This window comes from Flavobacterium potami (assembly GCF_020026915.1).
Taxonomy (GTDB): Bacteria; Bacteroidota; Bacteroidia; order Flavobacteriales; family Flavobacteriaceae; genus Flavobacterium; species Flavobacterium potami.
The window spans coordinates 537307-558178 of sequence record NZ_JAINUY010000001.1; the positions used below are offsets into that span (position 1 = coordinate 537307).

Here is a 20872-nt window from a genome sequence, read left to right on the forward strand (position 1 = left end):
AAAGATTTTTTGCTTCCCAAAAAAGATATTTAAATGAAAATCAAAAATATTTGCTGTTTAGGCGCTGGTTATGTTGGCGGTCCTACAATGTCGGTAATCGCGCTAAAATGCCCAGAAATTAAAGTAACAGTTGTCGATTTAAATGAAAGCAGAATTGCAGCCTGGAACGACGAAGATTTAGATAAATTACCTGTTTATGAACCTGGACTTGCCGATGTTATTCGCGAAGCTAGAGGACGTAACTTGTTTTTTTCTACAGATGTAGACAGTGCAATCGAAGCAGCCGATATGATTTTTATTGCTGTAAATACACCAACAAAAAATTACGGAGAAGGAAAAGGAATGGCCGCTGACTTAAAATTTGTCGAGTTATGTGCTAGACAAATTGCCAGAATAGCAAAAAATGATAAAATTATTGTCGAAAAATCAACTCTTCCGGTAAGAACGGCCGAGACCTTACAAACTATTTTAGATCATACCGGAAACGGTGTTAAGTTTGAAGTACTTTCAAATCCGGAATTTTTAGCAGAAGGAACAGCAATCGACGATTTATTAAATGCAGATCGTGTTCTAATTGGAGGAAATCAGACAGAAAGCGGACAAAAGGCAATTCAGGCTTTGGTCGATGTTTATGCACATTGGTTGTCGCCTAAACAAATTTTGACTACAAACGTTTGGTCTTCAGAATTATCAAAATTAACGGCGAATGCTTTTTTGGCACAGCGAATTTCTTCTATAAATGCCTTATCTGCTTTATGTGAAGTTACAGAAGCCGATGTTGATGAGGTTGCGGCAGCGATTGGAACTGATAGCAGAATTGGACCAAAGTTTCTTAAATCTTCAGTTGGTTTTGGAGGATCTTGCTTTCAAAAAGATATTCTGAATTTAGTGTATTTGTGTCGCTATTTTAATTTACCTGAAGTGGCTAATTATTGGGAACAGATTATTATTCTGAATGATTACCAAAAATATCGTTTCGCAAAGAAAATTATTACTTCTCTTTTTAATACCGTAAGCGGAAAAAAAATCACCTTTTTAGGATGGGCTTTTAAAAAAGATACTAATGATACGAGAGAATCGGCAGCAATTTATGTAGCAGAACATTTAATTGAAGATGGCGCCGAAATTCATGTATACGATCCTAAAGTTTCAGAAGAAAAAATAAAAGCAGATATGCGCTATTTATGGGAATTAAAAGGACTTACAGAGCAAAAAATCGAATCAAAATTGAAACAGATTTTTGTATATGAATCTTCTTCCGAAGCTTTACATCAGGCACATGCCATTGCCGTTTTAACAGAATGGGATGAATTTAAAACCTACAACTGGAACGAGATTTATATCAGTATGTACAAACCGGCTTTTGTATTTGATGGACGTAATATTCTGGATGCAGAAAAATTAACCTCAATTGGTTTTCAGATAAAAGGAATTGGAAAAGGTTAGACTTATCAATCCTTAAAAGCAATAATTTTTTTGAACGTTATTAAACCTACTTTCTTGAAAGATACTTTGATAAAATTAAAACAACATCCTAAGTATGAGACTGTCATAAACTGGGGTAAATTAATTTCGGTAACCGGAAGCGCACAGATTCTCATTCAAGCTTTAGGGTTTGCTTCGGGGATATTAGTAATCCGTTTACTTCCGGTAGAAGAATACGCACTTTATACTTTGGCAAATACAATGTTAGGAACGATGACTATTTTAGCGGATGGCGGAATTTCTACTGGTATAATGTCACAAGGGGCAAAAGTGTGGCAGGACAAAGAAAAATTGGGTGCTGTTTTAGCAACTGGACTTAGATTACGTCGCAAGTTTGCTGTAGGAAGTTTATTGGTGGCTACTCCTGTTTTAATGTATTTGTTGCTTCATAATAATGCTTCTTGGTTGAGTACAATACTTATTGTTGGAGCTTTAATTCCTGCTTTTTTTGCTGCTTTATCAGATTCTTTATTAGAGATTGTTCCTAAACTTCATCAGGATATTGTACCGTTACAAAAAAATCAGGTTTCGGTTGGAATCGTAAGGTTCTTACTTCTCGGATTGACAATGTTTATTTTTCCGTGGGCATTTATCGCATTGTTGGCCAATGGTATACCTCGTGTTATTGGTAACATTAAACTGCGAAAGATAGCTGAGGTGTTTGCAGACAAAACACAAAAATCGGATCCAGAGGTTGAGAAAGAAGTAATGCAGATTGTAAAAAGAATTCTTCCGGGTGCTATTTATTTTTGTATTTCGGGACAAATTACAATTTGGTTAATTTCTGTTTTTGGAAACACAACTGCAGTCGCACAACTCGGAGCTTTAGGAAGATTGGCTGTTTTATTAAATATAATCAATGTTTTAATTAATACTTTAATTGTTCCGCGATTTGCTCGATTAGAACCGAAAAGAAACGACTTATTAAAGAAAGTTTTTTATACCGTTTGTTTAATTGTTCTTCTTAGTGGGGTTTTACTTTTATTGGTTGCTTTATTTCCTGATCAGATACTTATGGTTTTAGGAAATGCATATAAAGGTTTGTCGTATGAGATGATTTTAAGTGTTTTAATTGGCTGTATTAATTTAGGAATTAGCATTTTTATCTCGCTTTCCTCTTCAAGAGGATGGGTCATTAATCCTTTTTTAACGATGGGGTTCAATATTTTCGGTACCATTTTTCCACTATTTTTTGTTGATGTTTCAACAATCACCGGCGTGCTTATGTTGAGTTTGTTTAGTGCAGTTTGGGGACTTTTGATCTATGGAACATTTACATTTTTGCAAATATTTAAGCTTGATAAGTAAGGTTGATTTATGATTCTTCTTTAATAATAAAATAAAAATTACTGTTATGAATATTCCAACGTATACAATTGCTATTCCGGTTTACATGAGAGTTCTTGGTTTTAAAAATGCTTTAGAATCTGCATTATTAGTAGAGGGGGTTACAGAAATATTGATTGTTGATGATAATTCTAATCATAATGAGTTTGAGGAAATCTGTAATTCATTTGAAGACAAAAGAATCAAATATTTTAAAAATACAGAAAATGTAGGTTTGTTTGCCAATTGGAACAACAGCATTGAAAAAGCAAGCAGTGAGTTTGTTTCTATTTTGTGCAGTGATGATTTAATTGAACCTAATGCATTTAAGTTATTTGAGGAAGCCTATGCGAAGGATAAAGATATTGATGTCTTTTTTGGGTCTTTTGCAACTTTTTCAAATGATAGAAAGGATGCGATTTATTACCGTCATTACAAACCAGGCCCAATGAAAGCTCAGGAATTATTAGAAGATGCCATTTTGAATGGACCTCGTTTTCCGGTTTTGACCATCACACGCAGAACGACTCTTTTAAAATATCCTTTTGTGTCGAATCCTCATAGTGGTAATGATTGGCTTTGGATTTATTCTAATGCAACTAATTTCAATCTACACGCTACAAAAGAAACCATAAATTACTGGAGAAGGCATCCAGATCAGGACGCTGCTAAAAGGCAATCTATTACAACTGATTGTTGGCCTTTAATGTTCCAGTTGGCTAAAGAGCAATTAATCCCAATAGATAAAGCGCTTTCAGTTAAAGCTTTTAAGAGGTCTAAAGGTATTATTTTAAACTGGCTAATAAATGATTTTAAAGATAGAGAAGGATACTTTAAACGTCTTTTGGGAGATGAGGCAAAATCTAATTTATTTCTTGAAGAATCAATGAAAATCATTAATGATGACTGGCTGCTCAAAAAAATGTTGTTCTCAAAAAGTCCTTCTTCATTATATTATAACGTAGGAAGACTGGCTCGAAAAGTTGGTTATTATCCTACTTCAATGTAAAGAATTAGAACTCCAAAAAATAAATTATAGCCTCAATTACTGCAGCGGGTTCAGTATAGGGGAATCCCGCAAGTTTCATAAAAAAAGAACATAAAATATGATTTCATCTGTTTGCACATTATTTGAAGGACATTACCATTACGGAGTGGCGGCACTTTCAAATTCACTATATAACAAAGGATTTCGCGGTACTATTTATGTCGGTTATCGAGGATCATTGCCAGGATGGGCATTAGAGGGCAAAAAAGAAACCGTTGATAAATGGAATGATGCAATTATTTTAAGCCCTGTTGACGGTATTCAGCTTGTTTTTTTAAAATTAACAACAGGATACAGTTTAACCAATTACAAGCCAGACTTTATGCTGGAATTGTGGGAAGGTCCTGCAAAAGATGCCGAAGCACTTTTTTATTTTGACCCTGATATCGTTGTAGTTGATTCTTGGGCTTGTTTTGAACAATGGGCCAATTGCGGTGTAGCCGTTTGTGAAGATATTAATTCACCATTGCAGGAATTTCACCCAAGAAGACAAGGCTGGAGAAATTACTTTAAAAACTACAATATCGACTTGACGTACAAAAATCAAATTTATGTAAATGGAGGTTTTGTCGGACTTGTCAAAAAAAATATAGCATTCTTGCACTTATGGGTTAAACTGCAGGAAAGCATGGGAGACGCGATAGGCGGACTTGATAAATCTATTTTCTTAAATCAGATGCATAATTCAACCATCGCAAAAATGGAAGGATTCCAGTTTTTTGATAAATCAGATCAAGATGCATTAAATGCGACTATAGAAGCGTATAATCGTCCGGTAAGTTATGTTGGAAAAGACGGAATGGGATTCGTTTCTGGAGAAGCGATCATGTTTCACGCATTAGGAAGTTTAAAACCCTGGAAAGTAAATCATTTTGCCAGACTTTGCAACGGAAGAATTCCAAGAAAAGAAGATGTGGCATATTGGAGAAATAGTAAAAGCCCAATTTCAGCACATTCTAAAGGCAAAATAAGAAAAAAGCAGTTGGCGATCAACATGAGTAAATTTTTAGGAAGATTTTATAAAGTATAACTTTTTTACGGACAAAATAATATGGACATTCTCTTCATTTGTGGCTCGGCCGAAATTGGAAATGATGGCGTAGGCGATTATACGCGTCGTCTATGCGGTAAACTTATAAAATCGGGTCATAAAGCACAGATTTTAGCTTTATGTGATCAGATAATCTATTATTGTACCGAAAGTCAGGTAGTAGAAGATACTCCAGTAACTGTGCACAGAATACCTTCATCGACACCTAATAAACAACGCTTAGTTTGGTTACAGGCAATTTTAAAAGATTTTGAACCGGACTGGATCTCATTGCAATATGTTCCTTACAGCTTCAACCCGAAAGGATTACCATTTTGGCTGCCTTCTTACCTAAAAAAAATTCGAGGAAACCATAAATGGCACGTTATGTTTCATGAATTATGGCTTGGAATAGATACTGAATCTTCTATAAAACATAAATGTATTGGCAGGTTACAACAGCTAATAGCCAGAAAGATAATTGAAAACACGAAGACTCATTTTATTAATACACAAAACAAATTATATCAGTTCTTTTTGCAATCTCAGAATATCAATGCAGAGATTTTGCCAATTTGTGGAAATATTCCTCTAACGGCAATCAAAAAAGACACTAGAGAATTTGAACAATTTGTTTTATTTGGAACAATTCATAACGGAGCTCCTTTTGAAGATTTTATTGAAGATTTGATGAATAATTCAAATCAATTCAATAAACCTATAAAGTTTGTTTTTATTGGAAAAAATGGACCAGAGTTGGCTCATTATACCATGGTTTTAGAAAGTTATAACATTCGATATGAAGTTTTAGGTGTTCAGTCTGAATATGTTATATCGCAAGTTTTAAGTAACAGCGATTTCGGAATTTCTACAACTCCATATTATCAAAGTGAAAAAAGCGGCGTTTTTGCAGCCTACAAAGAACATCAGATTAATGCTATTTGTGTGTCGAGAGAATGGACACCTACAAAAGGGCAGTATAATATTCCAAATATTATTAAATACGAGAAAAATAATCTGAAATTAAATCCAGTAGCTGTTCAAGGTTTTGATTTGAACAGTGTTGCCAATCAATTTATTAAATCAATATCTGTATCATGAAAATTCTTATTTCCCATCCTTCAGGAAATAGTAATGTACGTGCTATCGCAAAAGGATTTTTAACGCAGGGGTTATTGTATCAATTTCATACTTCAATAGCTGTATTTCCAAACAATTTTTGGCATAAAATAGCGCAGTTAAAAGGTTTAGGAGATATCAAAAGACGTTCTTACGATTCTGGATTAGAAAGTTATACTGAAGTTTATCCAACAAAAGAACTAGGAAGAATGATCGCTTCAAAACTAAGTTTACATTCTTTAACAAAATCAGAAACCGGTTTGTTTTGTGTTGACAAAGTTTATCAAAATTTAGATAAAAAAATTTCAAGAAAACTTCAAACAGCAAAAAAGAAAGGTCTAACAGCTGTTTATGCCTACGAAGACGGTGCTCTTGAAACTTTTACAGCAGCAAAGAAATTAGGTTTAGAATGTATTTACGATTTGCCAATTGCTTATCATACGCTTCTGCAAGAGTTACTGCATGAAGAAGCACTTAGAAAACCACATTGGGCCTTTACGCTTGGCGGAGGAATTAATGATAGCGCTCAAAAATTAGAAAGAAAAAGAAAAGAACTAGAATTAGCAGATACCATAGTTGTTGCAAGTGATTTTGTTAGAGAATCATTGCCAAAATGGGCAAGCGAAAAAAAGATTATTCAATCTCCTTTTGGTACCCCTTTTTCTTCAAATCAATTTGATTTGGAGGAAAAGAATACCAACCAAAAACTAAGAATCTTATTTGTAGGTTCCATGACACAGCGCAAAGGATTAAGTGATTTGTTTGAAGCGGTAAAGTTGGTTGATTCTTCAAAAGTAGAATTGGTTGTTTTAGGTTCTTTGGCCGCACCAATTTCTTTTTATAATAATCAGGTAAAATTTACTTACGAACCTACAAGATCTCATGATAAAGTATTGGAATTGATGAGAAGCTGCGATGTTTTTTGTCTTCCGTCTATTGTTGAAGGCAGGGCTTTGGTTATTCAAGAAGCTATGAGTCAGGGATTGCCAATAATTATTACTGCCAATACAGGAGCAGAAGATTTAGTAGTTACAGAAGAAACTGGATTTTTGGTTCCAATTAGAAATCCGGAAGCTATAGCAGAAAAAATTAATTGGTTTTTAGACAATAGAAACAAAATTTTCCAAATGGGAAAAAAAGCCAAACAACTTGCCGATACCTACAGTTGGGATAGCTATGCCGATAAAATTTGTAATGTATTGAATTCTAAAAGTAACTAAATTTTAAATGAAAGATACTATCACTGATAATGAAAAATTTCACTCGATAAAAATAGCAATCTGGCTGTATTTTTTCTTGTGGATTTTTGAAGGTGCTTTGCGTAAATGGGTGTTGCCAAGTTTAGCAACTCCGTTACTTATTGTACGTGATCCTATCGCAATATATATCATCATTAAAGCAATAACGCTGAATGTAAAATTCTTTAACGGATACGTAGTTTTCGCTTACATTATTACACTTTTAGCCCTCATTGTAACGCTTACTTTTGGTCACGGCAATCTGTTTGTAGGCATATATGGGGCACGTATCATGTTGATTCATTTTCCATTAATTTTTGTTATCGGATCGGTCTTTACCAAAGAAGATATTCTCAAAATGGGTTACGCATTGTTGGCTGCAAACATTGTGATGACATTAATTGTTTATCTGCAATTTATTAGTCCGCAAACGGCTTTTATAAATAGAGGATTGGGTGGAGAAGGAAGCGCTGGTTTTTCTGGTGCAATGGGATATTTCAGACCGCCCGGAACTTTTTCATTCATTACCGGATTAGCTTCTTTTTACATCATGGTTTCCGTTTATGTCTTTTATTTCTGGTTGTCAAAAGAGCGTGTTTCTAAAGTTTTATTGTATGCAAGCACACTGGCATTAATATTCAGTTTGCCATTAACAGTAAGTAGAACAGCTGTTGGAGGAGTTGCCTTGGTAGGAGTTTTTGCTTTTATAGGTTCTGCTACGAGTTTTAAAAAGCTGATGAAAGTAGCTTTCACAATCGTAATATTGTTTTTACTGTTTTTCATTTTACAAAATACAACAACCATTTTTAATCTAGGAACAGAGGTTTTTATGAGCAGGGTAGATACTGCCAGCGGACAAAGTGGTGGTTTTGAAGAATCTTTCTTCTCCAGAGTTGTCGGCGATTTTGTAAGGCCGATAGTCAACTTGTTAAAAATGCCCTTTTTCGTCGGTAAACTCGGAATGGGAACCAATGCAGGTGCACAAATGTTGTCTGGCAGTAACTCTTTCTTAATTGCAGAAGATGAATTAGGAAGAGTTGGAGGTGAACAAGGCCTTATTTTAGGTGGTGGACTTATTTTCTTGCGATTGGTTCTTGCGATTAGTTTGTTTATCAAATCAATACGATTGACTCAGGAAGATAAATTATTACCTATGACATTTTGCGGTACCGCTTTATACTTAATTGTTCTAGGACAATGGGCTCAGCCAAGTATGTTAGGTTGTGCTGTGCTTACAGTAGGACTTTTAGTAGCAAGTTTAAATATGAATTTGAAACAAGAGTGATGAAAATAGTACTATTTACCCATCCTTCTTTTCTTGGACATAAAAGTATGCCTCGATTTGCTCAGATGATAATATCGGGGATGAAAGAAAAAGGACATAACTTAACGGTATGGAGCCCGAAAGCAGTTTTTTTTAAACTTTCGTTTAAGAAACCGTTTTTAGAAAAATGGCTTGGTTATGTAGATCAATATATCGTTTTTCCAATTCAGGTCAAATTCAGATTGCTTGCTACGGGCAAAGAAACACTTTTTGTTTTTTCTGATAATGCGCTCGGACCTTGGGTACCATTGGTAAAAAAAAGATTTCATGTAGTGCATTGTCATGATTTTTTAGCGCAGCAATCTGCTTTTGGTTTATTGCAGGAAAACAAAACAGGATTAAGCGGAAAGTATTATCAGAAGTTTATTTTTTTAGGATATAGTAAAGCTAGAAACTTTATCTGCATTTCTAAAAAAACGCAGTTTGATTTACACGCTTTATTAAGTCAAAAACCAGCATTATCCCGAGTAGTTTACAATGGAATGAATCAAAATTTTGAACCTGCAAAAGATAGTGATGCAATAAGAGAAAAATTATCAAAAGCATTTAATATTGATTTGTCTAACGGATATGTTTTGCATGTTGGAGGAAATGCTTTTTATAAAAATAAATTAGGAGTGCTACAGATTTATGATCAATGGGCAAACGATTTTAAAATAAAAGTACCCTTGATTTTAGCTGGCGAAAAACCTACAGAAGAAATGATTGCTTTTAAGGAAAATTCAATCGCTTCAGAATCAATTCATTTTGTGAATGATATTGACGATAAACAATTGCAGGAATTTTATCAAGGAGCTTCCGTAATGCTTTTTCCATCATTATACGAAGGTTTTGGATGGCCAATTGTAGAGGCAATGGCTTCTGGTAGTTTGGTCATTACGACAAACGAAGATCCGATGAAAGAAGTTGCGGCAGACGCAGGTTTTTATATTCCAAAAAAACCTGGCGAAACAGAAAAATTATTAGACTGGAAAATTGTTACAGCTAAAGAATTAGAAAGAATAATTCAATTGAATTGTGAAGAACGTAAAGAGGCCGTTTCAAAGTCAATTTTGCGTTCAAAACAATTTTCAGCTCAAGGTTTTGTTGATTCCATCGAAACCATTTACAAAGAAATTTTAGAAAATAGATGAGAGTAATTCACTACATAGCCAGTATCGACAAAAGTGGTGGCGGAACGACAGAGTATATGCGTTTGTTGGGCAAAACATTAAAAGAGGATACAACCTTTAGTATCGCTACAGGAATTTCTAAAGAACCAATTTCGATAGAAGGTGTTCCGGTAAAGTTTTTTAATAGTAAGATAACACGCTGGTTTTCTTTAATGAAAGAGTATCGTACTTTTCTTTTAAAGGAAGATCCGGATATTGTACATATTAACGGAATCTGGAGTCCGCAAAACTGGGGATTTCAGAATGAGGCACAAAAACTTGGAATAAAAGTAATTGTGTCTCCTCACGGAATGTTAGAACCTTGGATTCTGGCTCACAATCCGTGGAAGAAAAAAGCAGCCTTGTTTTTATATCAAAAAACGGCTATCAAGAAATCGATTTGCCTTCATGCGACTGCAAAAATGGAAGCCGAAAACATTAAGGCTTTAGGTTTTAAAAATCCAATTCATATTATTCCAAACGGAATTCATTTAAAAGATGTCAAAAAAATAAAAGAGAATTACGGAACAAAGAAAATGATCTTTATGTCTCGAATTCATCCTAAAAAAGGAATCGAATTACTTATTGATGCCTGGAGAACAAGCAATACAGAAGACTGGACTTTAGAAATTGCCGGAAGCGGAGAAGAACAATATGTGGATAGTCTGATTCAAAGTACCGAAGATTTAAAAAATGTTCATTTCGTGGGCGCCAAATACGGCGAAGATAAATGGGATTTTCTAAGATCGGCAGATGTAATGGTTTTGCCAACGCATAGTGAAAATTTTGGAATTGTAGTTGCCGAAGCCCTTGCCGTAGCAGTTCCGGTAATTACAACTCACGGAACACCATGGGAAGATTTAGAAATACACAAATGCGGTTGGTGGATCGATTTGTCGGTATCGAATTTAGAGAAAGCATTGTTTAAAGTGTTCAATGCGCCAACGATGCTGTTAGAAATGATGGGAAAACATGGTAGAGAATTAGTGGTAGACAAATACGATATAGATACAGTCGGAAAAAAAATGCTCGAATTGTATAAAACTGTTTAAAAAGATGAAGATAACAATAGTTCAAGGGGCTTTTATTCCGGTTCCTCCAATCTTAGGAGGTGCAGTCGAAAAAATATACTTCAAATTAGGGCAGGAGTTTGTTAGTTTAGGCCATGAAGTTACACATATTAGCAGAACGTATCCTTCTTTAGAAAATAAAGAAACCATAAACGGTGTTTCGCATATTCGTGTAAAAGGATACGCTACACCTAAAAGTTTACTTGTCTTAAAATTTTACGATTTAATCTATACTTTAAGAACATTAAAGCATATTGACAGTGATATTGTGGTATCGAATACTTTTTGGCTTCCTATTTTTTTTAGAAGTAAAACAAAAGGAAAGATTTATGTGAGTGTGGAGAGAAGACCAAAATGGCAAATGAAACTGTACTCTAATGCCAGCAGATTCAGAGCTTGTTCTCCAATGATTTTTGATTTGGTCAAAGAAAAACTGAAACCTAAAGACCACGATAAAATCTCCTATATTCCGAATCCTGTTCCTTTTCAGCTAAAAGATTTTAAAACAGAAAAAAACAACAGCATTTTGTTTGTCGGACGCCTGGATAAAGAAAAAGGAGTTCATGTTTTAATTGATGCTTTTAATAGTATTCCGGAAGAAATAGCTAAAAATTGGACATTGAATATTGTTGGTCCGTGGGAGTCAGCAGAAGGTGGTGGCGGAGAAGCTTATTATGAAAGTTTAAAAAGCAAAAAAGGAAATGTGAATTTCGTAGGTTCTGTTTACGATCAGGATGCTTTGTCTAAATTCTATTATGAATCTAAAATTTTTTGCTACCCCATACAAGACGGAACCGGAGATGCCGGTCCTGTAGCCCCTAGAGAAGCAATGTCTTACGGATGCGCAACGGTTCTTTCGAATCATGATTGTTTTAATGAATATGCAGTTGAAGATGTAAACTGTTTGAGATTTAATCAAAGCAGTGAAAATCAGGTTGAGGAACTTTCTCAGCAACTTACAAAGCTGATGACCGATACCCAACTTCGTGAAAAAATTTCTTTAAATGGAAGAAAAGTCTTTGATGATTTTTCTACTTCAAAAATAGCCAAAATGTTTATTGAGGATTTTCAATCAGTATTAAATGAATAGCACTACTATAGAATACAGTCAGAATTCGCCTTACGATTCGCCCTGGACAATATCAAAGCGAGTAAAAATGCTGCTTTGGGAGTATGTTTGGTTACTATTCTGTGTTTGGACGCCCAAACCTGCCAATGCCTGGAGATTGTTCTGGTTGAGATTGTTTGGATGCAAAATTTACGGAAAACCATTCGTTCATCAAAGAGCTCGAATTCAAATTCCTTGGAACTTAATATTGCACGATCGTGCTTGTCTCGGAGACAGAACCAATGCTTATACTTTAGGAATTATAGAAATATTTGAAGGTGCTACAGTAGCGCAGGAAGTTTATCTGTGTTCAGGAACTCACGCGTTTGAAAATCCTTCAATGAATTTGATAACCAAAAAAATCACTATCGGAAAAGGAGTTTTTATTGGAGTAAGAGCCATCGTGATGCCTGGCGTAACAATAGAGGAAAATGCTATTGTTGGAGCAGGAAGTTTGGTTACAAAAAATGTGGAAAAAAATAATGTAGTAGCAGGAAACCCTGCCAAATTTATAAAAACTAGAAGCTTTGAATAAAATTCCAATTACCGTAGTCGTTTCTGTAAAAAACGAAGCGCTTAATTTACCGTCTTGTCTCGATAAATTAAAAAGATTTGATCAAATTGTAGTGGTAGATTCTGGCAGTACTGATGATACTACAACTATTGCTGCCGAAATGGGAGCTGAAGTTCTTCAATTTCAATGGAATGGAAAGTTTCCTAAAAAAAGAAATTGGACGCTTCAGAATGGAGATCTTCGTCATGAATGGATTTTGTTTTTAGACGCAGACGAATTTGTTACCGAAGAATTTGTTAATGAAGTGGCGATTAAAACCCTAGATCCAAATTATAATGGTTTTACCATACAGTTCGAAAACTATTTTATGGGTAGAAAACTAAAGTATGGTTACGGTTTTCAAAAGTCGGCTCTTTTTAAAAAATCTAAAGGAGCTTATGAAAAAATTGAAGAAGATTTGTGGAGTCATTTGGATATGGAAGTTCACGAACATCCTATCATTGAAGGAAAAGTTGGTGTGATTAAATCTAAAGTGGTTCATAAAGACTTTAAAAACTTAGAACATTATATCGCCAAACACAATGCCTATTCTTCTTGGGAAGCGCAGAGGTATCTTCAATTAAAAAAATCTAAAAACGAACTATTATCGTTTAATCAAAAAATTAAATACGGTCTTTTAAATACAGGTTTACTTCCTGCCGTTTATTTTATCGGAGCTTATTTTCTGAAATTAGGTTTTTTAGATGGTAAAGAAGGATTTTATCTGGCACGTTTCAAATCGCATTACTTTTTTCAAATTCAAACCAAAGTAAATTCAATCAAAAACAACATAAACTAACTATGAAAAAAATATTGATAACCGGTGGAGCTGGATTCGTAGGTTCACATTTGTGCAAAAGATTACTAAATGAAGGAAACGAAGTAATTTGTCTGGATAATTATTTTACAGGAGCCAAATCCAACATTATTGAACTACTGGATAATCCTTATTTTGAGATGGTCCGACACGATATTACAGAACCTTATTATGCTGAGGTAGATGAGATTTACAATCTTGCATGTCCGGCATCTCCAGTACATTACCAATATAATCCAATTAAAACAATAAAGACTTCGGTAATGGGAGCCATTAATGTTTTAGGATTAGCAAAACGTGTTAATGCAAAAGTTTTACAAGCCAGTACTAGCGAAGTTTATGGAGATCCTCTGGTGCATCCTCAGCCGGAGCATTATTGGGGTCATGTAAATCCGATCGGGATTCGTTCTTGTTATGATGAAGGTAAACGTTGTGCAGAAACTTTATTTATGGATTATCACAATCAGAATAAAGTAGCGATTAAAATCATCAGGATTTTTAATACATACGGACCTAATATGAATCCAGCAGACGGAAGAGTGGTTTCTAACTTTATTGTACAGGCTTTAGAAGGAAAAGATATTACCATTTTTGGTGATGGACTTCAAACGCGTTCTTTTCAATACGTTGATGATTTAGTTGAAGGTATGATTAGAATGATGAATTCAGATCCTAATTTCCTTGGACCTGTAAATTTGGGTAATCCAAATGAGTTTACCATGTTAGAACTGGCTCAGGCGGTTATCGAATTGACTAATTCTAAATCTAAAATCATTCACTTAGACCTTCCTAAAGACGATCCGAAACAAAGACAACCAGACATCACGCTGGCTAAGAGTAAATTAGAAGGTTGGGAACCTAAAATCCAGTTGAAAGAAGGTTTGGCTACCACCATTAACTATTTCGACAAGTTATTGTTAAATCAATAGGTTTCTTTTTATAGAAATTCAGAATCTGTTTATACTACTTTCTTTTTTCACAATTTCCTTATTAAGGACATCGATTACTTAAAATTAGGGTTTTAACGAGGATTGTGGCGCTTCGTCGAGAAGTTTTTCTAGTAGCATTCTTTTATTTTAGTTTTACTTAAAATTATGAAAAATATTTACTTTAAAATGTAATTATCATGAGAATTAGCATCATTACAGTGTGTTACAATAGAAAAGCTACAATCGGAAAAGCGATTCAAAGTGTATTGTCTCAAAACTATCACGACATCGAATATATCATCATTGACGGCAATTCTAAAGATGGAACACAAGACGTTATTGAATCTTATAAAGATAGAATAAGCCAATATATTTCTGAACCTGACAAAGGAATGTACGATGCCATAAACAAAGGACTAAAATTGGCAACTGGAGATGTAATTGGTCTTATGCATTCGGATGACGAATTCTACGATACAAAAGCTATTTCGAGAATTGCAGCTCGATTTAATACAGATTCTAGTATAGAAGGTATTTATGGTGATGGTGTTTATGTGACAAATGATCAAGATGAGCGTTTGGTTCGTGATCGAATTGGTGGTGTTTTTAGTCTTAAAAAAGTAAAAGGAGGATGGTTGCCTTTGCACCCAACTGTTTACTTAAAGAAAAGTGTAATTGATAAACATGGTCTTTATAATCTTGATTTTAAAATAGCTTCAGATACAGAATTCTTACTTCGTTATTTGTACAAGTATAAAATTAAGATGAGTTACATCGACAAGTATATCGTTAAAATGAGAATGGGAGGTATGAGTACAAGTTTTAAAACGGCTTTAGAAGTTTTAAACGAAGACTACAAAATTTACAAGTACCACGGATTAACGGCGGTACAAGCGGTATTTCTGAAGAAAAGTATTGCTTTAAAGCAGTACATAGTTCATTAAATCTAGAGTGATTACAGAATACTAATATATATGACCCTTAACATGAAGAAACTTTTCTTTCCTATAATTTTAATGCTTTTACTACTGTTGGAGTCTTGCACGACCAAAAAACAAATGTTGTATTTACAAGATTTGGATAGTTATGCAAATTCGACTTTAACATATACTTCGCCTAAAATACAGCCTAATGATATCTTAAAAATTGATATAGGTGATCTGAATCCTGTGGTTGCTGCACCTTTCAATATGAATAACGGAGTTGCAAATGGACAAAATTCAGTAGATATGATGAAATTATCTGGTTATCTAGTGAATCCACAAGGAACTATTATGATGCCTATTTTGAATGAAATGAAAGTAGGAGGTCTAACACCGGCTAACGCCGAAGTAAAAATAAAAGAACGTTTAATAAACGAAAATTACTTGGTAAATCCGACCGTACAGGTTCGTGTACTAAACAATAAGTTTACCATTTTAGGAGAAGTAAATGCTCCTGGTGTAATTACGTTCAGCGAAGAATCGATCAGTGTTCTTGACGCAATTGGATTAGCCAGAGATTTAACATATTCTGCAATCAGAAAAGACATTAAACTGATTAGAGAAGTAGATGGAAAACGTTTAGTATATCATATTGACCTGACTACGGCTGCCTGGATGTCGAATCCAAATTTTAGAATCAGACAAAATGATGTGATTATTGTAACTCCAAATAAACTAAAAGCAAATAGTGGAGGTCTGATTAAAGATCCATTACAATTGCTTGGTATTGTAGCATCGCTTTCGGCTTTGATTATTGTAATTGCCAAGTAAAGGAATAAAGTTTAAAAAGAGAAATAAGTATTTGAGATTAAAATTTACTTATTGTTATTAATGTGACTGTACTTAATTAAATAATTATGGATTTCAAAAAAGAACTTTTAAAGTATTTAAGATATTGGCCTTGGTTTGTTCTGAGTTTGATTGTATTTGTTGGTGCTGCTTTTATTTTTCTAAAAATAACACCTTCAACTTACGAAACTTCGGCTACGATCTTATTCGACAAAAAGCAAGAAGATAAAACAAAAATAATTACGATTAGTACAGCTGAAAAAAGCAGTGAAGATAATTTAGAAGATGAAATCAGACTGATTACTTCAAATGAGTTTTTATTGGATGTGGTAAAAAAACTAAACCTGAACTTTACTTATTTTGAAAAAGTTTATACGGTACAAAACAATATGGTTAATGAAGTTCCTTTTGCTTTAATACCTACAGTTGCTAAAGATTCTCTTCCGGAAGTTACTTATGAAATCAAAGTAAACAGAGATGGATTTACTGTAACTAATCCAGAAACAGAACAGACTTACAATGTGAAAGGATATGCTTCAAATGAAAAAGTGAATGGCTTACCTTTTAAGATTCAATTATCAGCAAAAGCTAAAAAGAATCCTGCTCTGTATTTTGAAAGTGAATATAAAGTGGTGCTTCAGCCAACTGCAACAGCATTAAAAAACTTAAAAGAGTCACTTTTTGTTTTAGCCGATGAAAAAGCAAAAGGTGTAATAGAACTCAATCATGTAAGTTCAAGTCCAGATCGTTCGAGAAAAATTTTAAATGAAATTATCGTTTTGCTGGACAGAAGCATTGTTCTGAACAAACAAAAAGTATTTAGAAATACGGTTTCTTATTTAAATCAAAGAATTAAAAACTTCTCTAAAGAAAAAGATTCTATTGAAAGTGTAAAAGAAAAATACCTGCAAAACAATGATATCGGCGTAATGGACAATTATATTGTAGAACAAACTGCCGATAGAAGTCAAAAAAAGGAAAGTTCTTCAAATAATGAAAAACAAATCTCATTGGCGAGTATTGCACTAAATGATATTAGACAAGCAGGACCAACGCAAACTTTGGGAACAGGTTATAATTTAGATTCTCCTTCTGTTAATCAGATGCTTGTGAATTACAACGCAAGAATTTTAGACAGCCAATTGATTTTAGAAAGAGCGCAAAAAAATAATCCTGCGTACATCAGTTTAATGACTCAACTTAAAGTTCAAAAACAAGAATTATTAAATACGCTGGAAGGTTATTTGAACTTTTTAAATCAAAACAGTAGAGCCAACAGAGCGGAACAAAGTATCGTTGACGCTAAAGTAAAAAGTATTCCGACAAAAGATAAAGTTTTGGGGAATATCAATAGCAATCTTAGTCTTAAAGAAGAGACCTATGTAGCCTTGTTGCAAAAGAGAGAAGAAGCGGTTTTAAACGGAGCAATTTTAGAATCAAACCTAAAAACCTTAAATGCGCCTGAAACAAATTATTCCGCCATTTTTCCTCAGCCTAAAGTATTTATGCTAGGTTCGTTTCTGTTTGCATTGCTTGTACCATTTGGAATCACCTATTTACGTCTGTATTTTGATACCAAAGTGCATAATGAAGAAGATATTGAAAAAGTACTTAGCAACATTCCAATTTTAGGACATATTCCTCAAATTAAAACGAATGATAAATTAGATAACACAGCAACTTCACGTTCTATGATTGCAGAGGCTTCACGTGCTTTAGTATCAAATGTGTCGTATTTGCTGCCTAGAAAAAAAGAAAGCAAAGGAAACGTAATTTTATATACCTCTTCTATTCAGGGTGAAGGAAAATCATTTTGTGCTTTTCATAACGCAATTACCATTAGTAACTTAAATAAAAAAGTATTACTGATCGGTGTCGATTTAAGAAACCCTCAATTGCACGATTATTTTAGTATTGACAGAAGAGCTGCTGGACTTTCAGATTTCTTGGCAAACAAAACAGACAATTGGAAAGAATTTTTACAAAAAGACACTAATTTCTCAGATAGCTTAGATGTACTTTTTGCGGGAGAAACACCTCCGAATCCTTCTCAATTGATAACCAATTCTAATTTTGAAACATTAATTGAAGAGGCAAGAGAACTTTATGATTATATCATTTTAGATACGGCTCCCGTACAAATTGTGTCAGATACACTCAATTTTAGTCATCTGGCAGATGTAACCGTTTTTGTGGTAAAATACGATTACACAGATAAGAGCAACTTGGTACAAGCCAATAATTTTATTAAAAAAGAACAATTAAAAAATGTTGGGATACTTATCAACGGAGTAAACATGAAAACGGCATACGGATACGGTTATGGCGCAAGTTACGGTTACAAGTATCAGGAAATGCAAGCAAAGAAGCCTTGGTATAAAAAAGGTCTTAAAATAAAAGAAGCCTAAAAAGCTGCTTTTTGTTTGAGCAATTTCAAAGCTTATTTACTAAAATTTAAAAATAAAAAATGTTTAATAAAATAGTTCTGGCACTATTGCTAACAGTCATCTGTATTGTTTTTTACTTTTCCTGGATTTCAGATCCTAGTTTGTCAAGTGAAACTTATTTACCAAGATGGCTTTTGAACTGGAGTAACCATTATTACAATTTGCGTACTGCGGTTCCTTTTTTAGCTGTAGGCTTTTTACTGGAAATATATACGGACCATATTGGGTCGACAGATGTAAATTATAACAAAAGTTTAAATTTTATACAGAATATAGTTATTGCTGCAATAATAGTGTGTGTAGCCGAAGGTGGACAATTTGTAATTCAAAGAAGAAGTCCAGATTTAATGGATGTCTTTTACGGAGTTTTAGGAAGTTTGACAGGAGCGCTAAGTTATAATTTATTGAAAAAAATAAAAAATGCGAAACAGACATAAATTTACTTTCATAATGTGTTGTGCCTTTGCCGATATGATTGCAATGGTTTTAGGGACAATGGTATTTTTGAATTTTGCAATTGAAGAGAAGGTTGGCTGGAATACTTTATTCCTGAATAAAATGATTCCAATAACAATTCTTAGCTGGTTGTTTTCAGTAACCTATTTTCAATTATACAGAGTAGACGTTCTTTTTAGTTTAGATGAATTTTTTCGTAATAGCTGGCGTGCATTTTTTACACAAAGGATTTTATGGCACGGTTATATTTTCATTTTTCAGGATGATGTCTTGTATTTCTTCGGAACCAAGGCCAATTTAATTCAGTTAAGTTTCTTACTGTCTTACTTTCTATTATCTCGAATCTTGTTTACACTGGTCATAGGAAAAATCAAAGGATGGGTTTTTAAGCAGTATACCGTTGCCATTTGGGGATTCAATAAGACAAGTATCGAATTGGCCTCGCATTTAGAAAGCAATTCATTCTTTATCAATTTTGTGGGTATTTTAAATGAAAATTCATCTGAAGAATATACCAACAATGAAGATTTTTCTCTGGCGCTTTGTGCCGGAATCGATAAGGCTTCGAGAGATAATATCAACGAATTGTACATTGTTTCTAAACCTGATTTTATTTCAGATCTGAATGATTTTTTTGAGCTTGGAGATAAGCATTGTATGCGTTTGAAATTTGTACCGGATTTTTCGTCAATTTCAAAAAAGCATTTTAACTCAAGCCATTTAAATAATTTTCATGTTATAAAACCTCGTTTTGAACCTTTGCAAAATGCGTATAACAGATTGGCAAAGAGAATATTTGATCTTGGTTTTAGCATCTTGGTTATTATTTTCATCTTGTCTTGGTTGTATCCATTATTGGCAATCATTATAAAGAGACAAAGTCCGGGACCAGTTTTGTTCAAACAAATGAGAACCGGAAAAAAGAATCAGAGCTTCTGGTGTTATAAATTCCGAAGCATGTACATCACCAATAACGATGAAACGCAGCAAGCGCAAAAAGGAGACAGCCGTGTTACGCCAATCGGAAAATTTATTCGACGTACCAGCTTAGATGAAATGCCGCAGTTCTTTAATGTTTTGATTGGAAATATGAGTGTTGTAGGCCCACGCCCTCACATGATTAAACATACGTCAGACTATAATGACCATATCAATAATTTCATGGTTCGTCATTTTGTGAAACCAGGAATTACAGGTTTGGCTCAGGTTTCTGGTCTGCGAGGAGAAACGAAAAAAGTATCGGATATGAAACGACGCGTTACAACAGACATCGAATATGTGCAGCGCTGGAGCTTGATAAAAGATATTAAAATTTGCTTTCTAACTGTAATTGTAACTTTAAAAGGAGATAAAAATGCCTTTTAAAAAAGATGAAATTTAAAAAAAAATTAAACTCAAAATAACTTAAAAAATAAACTAATAACTAATAGAATCATGGACATAACTAATTACTTAATCGGATTACTTACAGGGGTTTCTGTTACAACCTTTTTTATCGGAAAAGAATGGTATAAATATTATACTAAGTACACTATCCAACAAAAACAATTGGATCGAATTTTAAAATTGAATGACAAAATCAAAAAAATAAAAACTTTGAGTCCATCAGAAACTCAAAATTATAATGTTGGAGTTTAAGACTGTTTATATTTAGATTTTTCCTTGAACACTTATAGATTTCTCGTAAATCTGACACGTGTACTATTTTAGTGAAGTGAAATAAAAAAATATATACTTTTTGAATTTCTATTTGATTCTTAAATCAGGTAGAAATAAACTACAGCCAAAAGTTTAGACGATTTGATGATTAAATCTAAAAGGAATTAGCTCGAACAATATCGGGCTTATCCCTTTTAGATTTGTCGTAGTTTTCAAGTCGTCGCATAATGCTATATACTCTCCTAAATCTTCCATTTTTGTCCTTTTTTGATTGCATGTAATCAAAATATTATTTGGACTCTTTTCCCCGTTATACGTTGCCTAATGGCTATTATTTGAT

Annotated in this window: 19 protein-coding genes; all 19 read left to right on the forward strand. The window is 33.8% G+C overall.

Annotated elements, in window-relative coordinates; translation table 11 throughout:
• The first annotated feature begins 33 nt into the window (after positions 1-33).
• Positions 34-1446, forward strand: a complete 1413-nt coding sequence (locus K6T82_RS02395) for a UDP-glucose 6-dehydrogenase (RefSeq protein WP_223704411.1) — start codon at positions 34-36, stop codon at positions 1444-1446.
• Between the two features lie 30 nt (positions 1447-1476).
• Positions 1477-2793 (forward strand): MATE family efflux transporter, encoded by a 1317-nt coding sequence (locus K6T82_RS02400; protein WP_223704412.1) that lies wholly within the window; start codon positions 1477-1479, stop codon positions 2791-2793.
• Between the two features lie 46 nt (positions 2794-2839).
• Positions 2840-3820, forward strand: a complete 981-nt coding sequence (locus tag K6T82_RS02405; protein WP_223704413.1) for a glycosyltransferase family 2 protein — start codon at positions 2840-2842, stop codon at positions 3818-3820.
• A 97-nt stretch (positions 3821-3917) separates the two neighbouring features.
• On the forward strand, positions 3918-4889 hold the full coding sequence (locus tag K6T82_RS02410; protein ID WP_223704414.1) for a hypothetical protein: 972 nt from the start codon (positions 3918-3920) through the stop codon (positions 4887-4889).
• Between the two features lie 21 nt (positions 4890-4910).
• Positions 4911-5990, forward strand: coding sequence for a glycosyltransferase (locus K6T82_RS02415; RefSeq protein WP_223704415.1), 1080 nt, complete (start codon positions 4911-4913; stop codon positions 5988-5990).
• On the forward strand, positions 5987-7228 hold the full coding sequence (locus K6T82_RS02420; protein WP_223704416.1) for a glycosyltransferase family 4 protein: 1242 nt from the start codon (positions 5987-5989) through the stop codon (positions 7226-7228). Before K6T82_RS02415 ends, K6T82_RS02420 begins: the two co-directional genes overlap by 4 nt.
• A gap of 7 nt (positions 7229-7235) precedes the next feature.
• Positions 7236-8531, forward strand: coding sequence for a hypothetical protein (locus K6T82_RS02425; protein WP_223704417.1), 1296 nt, complete (start codon positions 7236-7238; stop codon positions 8529-8531).
• The gene (locus K6T82_RS02430; protein ID WP_223704418.1) at positions 8531-9703 is read left to right on the forward strand and encodes a glycosyltransferase; all 1173 of its coding nucleotides are present in this window, start codon (positions 8531-8533) and stop codon (positions 9701-9703) included. The genes K6T82_RS02425 and K6T82_RS02430 overlap by 1 nt, the downstream gene beginning before the upstream one ends.
• Positions 9700-10773 (forward strand): glycosyltransferase, encoded by a 1074-nt coding sequence (locus tag K6T82_RS02435; protein WP_223704419.1) that lies wholly within the window; start codon positions 9700-9702, stop codon positions 10771-10773. Before K6T82_RS02430 ends, K6T82_RS02435 begins: the two co-directional genes overlap by 4 nt.
• A gap of 4 nt (positions 10774-10777) precedes the next feature.
• A complete protein-coding gene (locus K6T82_RS02440; RefSeq protein ID WP_223704420.1) occupies positions 10778-11881 on the forward strand; it encodes a glycosyltransferase family 4 protein in 1104 nt (367 codons plus the stop codon).
• Entirely contained in the window at positions 11874-12434 is a 561-nt protein-coding gene (locus K6T82_RS02445; RefSeq protein WP_223704421.1) for a DapH/DapD/GlmU-related protein, read from the forward strand. The genes K6T82_RS02440 and K6T82_RS02445 overlap by 8 nt, the downstream gene beginning before the upstream one ends.
• Positions 12427-13251, forward strand: a complete 825-nt coding sequence (locus K6T82_RS02450; protein WP_223704422.1) for a glycosyltransferase family 2 protein — start codon at positions 12427-12429, stop codon at positions 13249-13251. Before K6T82_RS02445 ends, K6T82_RS02450 begins: the two co-directional genes overlap by 8 nt.
• 2 nt (positions 13252-13253) lie before the next feature.
• Positions 13254-14198, forward strand: coding sequence for a UDP-glucuronic acid decarboxylase family protein (locus K6T82_RS02455; protein ID WP_223704423.1), 945 nt, complete (start codon positions 13254-13256; stop codon positions 14196-14198).
• 197 nt (positions 14199-14395) lie between these two features.
• On the forward strand, positions 14396-15142 hold the full coding sequence (locus K6T82_RS02460; protein WP_223704424.1) for a glycosyltransferase family 2 protein: 747 nt from the start codon (positions 14396-14398) through the stop codon (positions 15140-15142).
• A 42-nt stretch (positions 15143-15184) separates the two neighbouring features.
• Positions 15185-15952, forward strand: coding sequence for a polysaccharide biosynthesis/export family protein (locus tag K6T82_RS02465; RefSeq protein ID WP_223704425.1), 768 nt, complete (start codon positions 15185-15187; stop codon positions 15950-15952).
• An 86-nt stretch (positions 15953-16038) separates the two neighbouring features.
• Positions 16039-18378 carry a GumC family protein gene (locus K6T82_RS02470; RefSeq protein ID WP_223704426.1) on the forward strand — a complete coding sequence of 780 codons (2340 nt, stop codon included), beginning with the start codon at positions 16039-16041 and terminating at the stop codon, positions 18376-18378.
• A 59-nt stretch (positions 18379-18437) separates the two neighbouring features.
• Entirely contained in the window at positions 18438-18854 is a 417-nt protein-coding gene (locus K6T82_RS02475) for a VanZ family protein (protein WP_223704427.1), read from the forward strand.
• The gene (locus K6T82_RS02480; protein ID WP_223704428.1) at positions 18838-20238 is read left to right on the forward strand and encodes an exopolysaccharide biosynthesis polyprenyl glycosylphosphotransferase; all 1401 of its coding nucleotides are present in this window, start codon (positions 18838-18840) and stop codon (positions 20236-20238) included. Before K6T82_RS02475 ends, K6T82_RS02480 begins: the two co-directional genes overlap by 17 nt.
• 69 nt (positions 20239-20307) lie before the next feature.
• Positions 20308-20511 carry a hypothetical protein gene (locus K6T82_RS02485; protein ID WP_223704429.1) on the forward strand — a complete coding sequence of 68 codons (204 nt, stop codon included), beginning with the start codon at positions 20308-20310 and terminating at the stop codon, positions 20509-20511.
• The last annotated feature ends 361 nt before the right edge of the window (positions 20512-20872 follow it).

Bases quoted from the DNA above. Each gene is read 5' to 3' on its own strand.
- K6T82_RS02395 (WP_223704411.1), top strand. From the start codon at position 34: ATGAAAATCAAAAATATTTGCTGTTTAGGCGCTGGTTATGTTGGCGGT.
- K6T82_RS02405 (WP_223704413.1), top strand. From the start codon at position 2,840: ATGAATATTCCAACGTATACAATTGCTATTCCGGTTTACATGAGAGTT.
- K6T82_RS02410 (WP_223704414.1), top strand. From the start codon at position 3,918: ATGATTTCATCTGTTTGCACATTATTTGAAGGACATTACCATTACGGA.
- K6T82_RS02415 (WP_223704415.1), top strand. From the start codon at position 4,911: ATGGACATTCTCTTCATTTGTGGCTCGGCCGAAATTGGAAATGATGGC.
- K6T82_RS02420 (WP_223704416.1), top strand. From the start codon at position 5,987: ATGAAAATTCTTATTTCCCATCCTTCAGGAAATAGTAATGTACGTGCT.
- K6T82_RS02425 (WP_223704417.1), top strand. From the start codon at position 7,236: ATGAAAGATACTATCACTGATAATGAAAAATTTCACTCGATAAAAATA.
- K6T82_RS02430 (WP_223704418.1), top strand. From the start codon at position 8,531: ATGAAAATAGTACTATTTACCCATCCTTCTTTTCTTGGACATAAAAGT.
- K6T82_RS02435 (WP_223704419.1), top strand. From the start codon at position 9,700: ATGAGAGTAATTCACTACATAGCCAGTATCGACAAAAGTGGTGGCGGA.
- K6T82_RS02440 (WP_223704420.1), top strand. From the start codon at position 10,778: ATGAAGATAACAATAGTTCAAGGGGCTTTTATTCCGGTTCCTCCAATC.
- K6T82_RS02445 (WP_223704421.1), top strand. From the start codon at position 11,874: ATGAATAGCACTACTATAGAATACAGTCAGAATTCGCCTTACGATTCG.
- K6T82_RS02455 (WP_223704423.1), top strand. From the start codon at position 13,254: ATGAAAAAAATATTGATAACCGGTGGAGCTGGATTCGTAGGTTCACAT.
- K6T82_RS02460 (WP_223704424.1), top strand. From the start codon at position 14,396: ATGAGAATTAGCATCATTACAGTGTGTTACAATAGAAAAGCTACAATC.
- K6T82_RS02465 (WP_223704425.1), top strand. From the start codon at position 15,185: ATGAAGAAACTTTTCTTTCCTATAATTTTAATGCTTTTACTACTGTTG.
- K6T82_RS02470 (WP_223704426.1), top strand. From the start codon at position 16,039: ATGGATTTCAAAAAAGAACTTTTAAAGTATTTAAGATATTGGCCTTGG.
- K6T82_RS02475 (WP_223704427.1), top strand. From the start codon at position 18,438: ATGTTTAATAAAATAGTTCTGGCACTATTGCTAACAGTCATCTGTATT.
- K6T82_RS02480 (WP_223704428.1), top strand. From the start codon at position 18,838: ATGCGAAACAGACATAAATTTACTTTCATAATGTGTTGTGCCTTTGCC.
- K6T82_RS02485 (WP_223704429.1), top strand. From the start codon at position 20,308: ATGGACATAACTAATTACTTAATCGGATTACTTACAGGGGTTTCTGTT.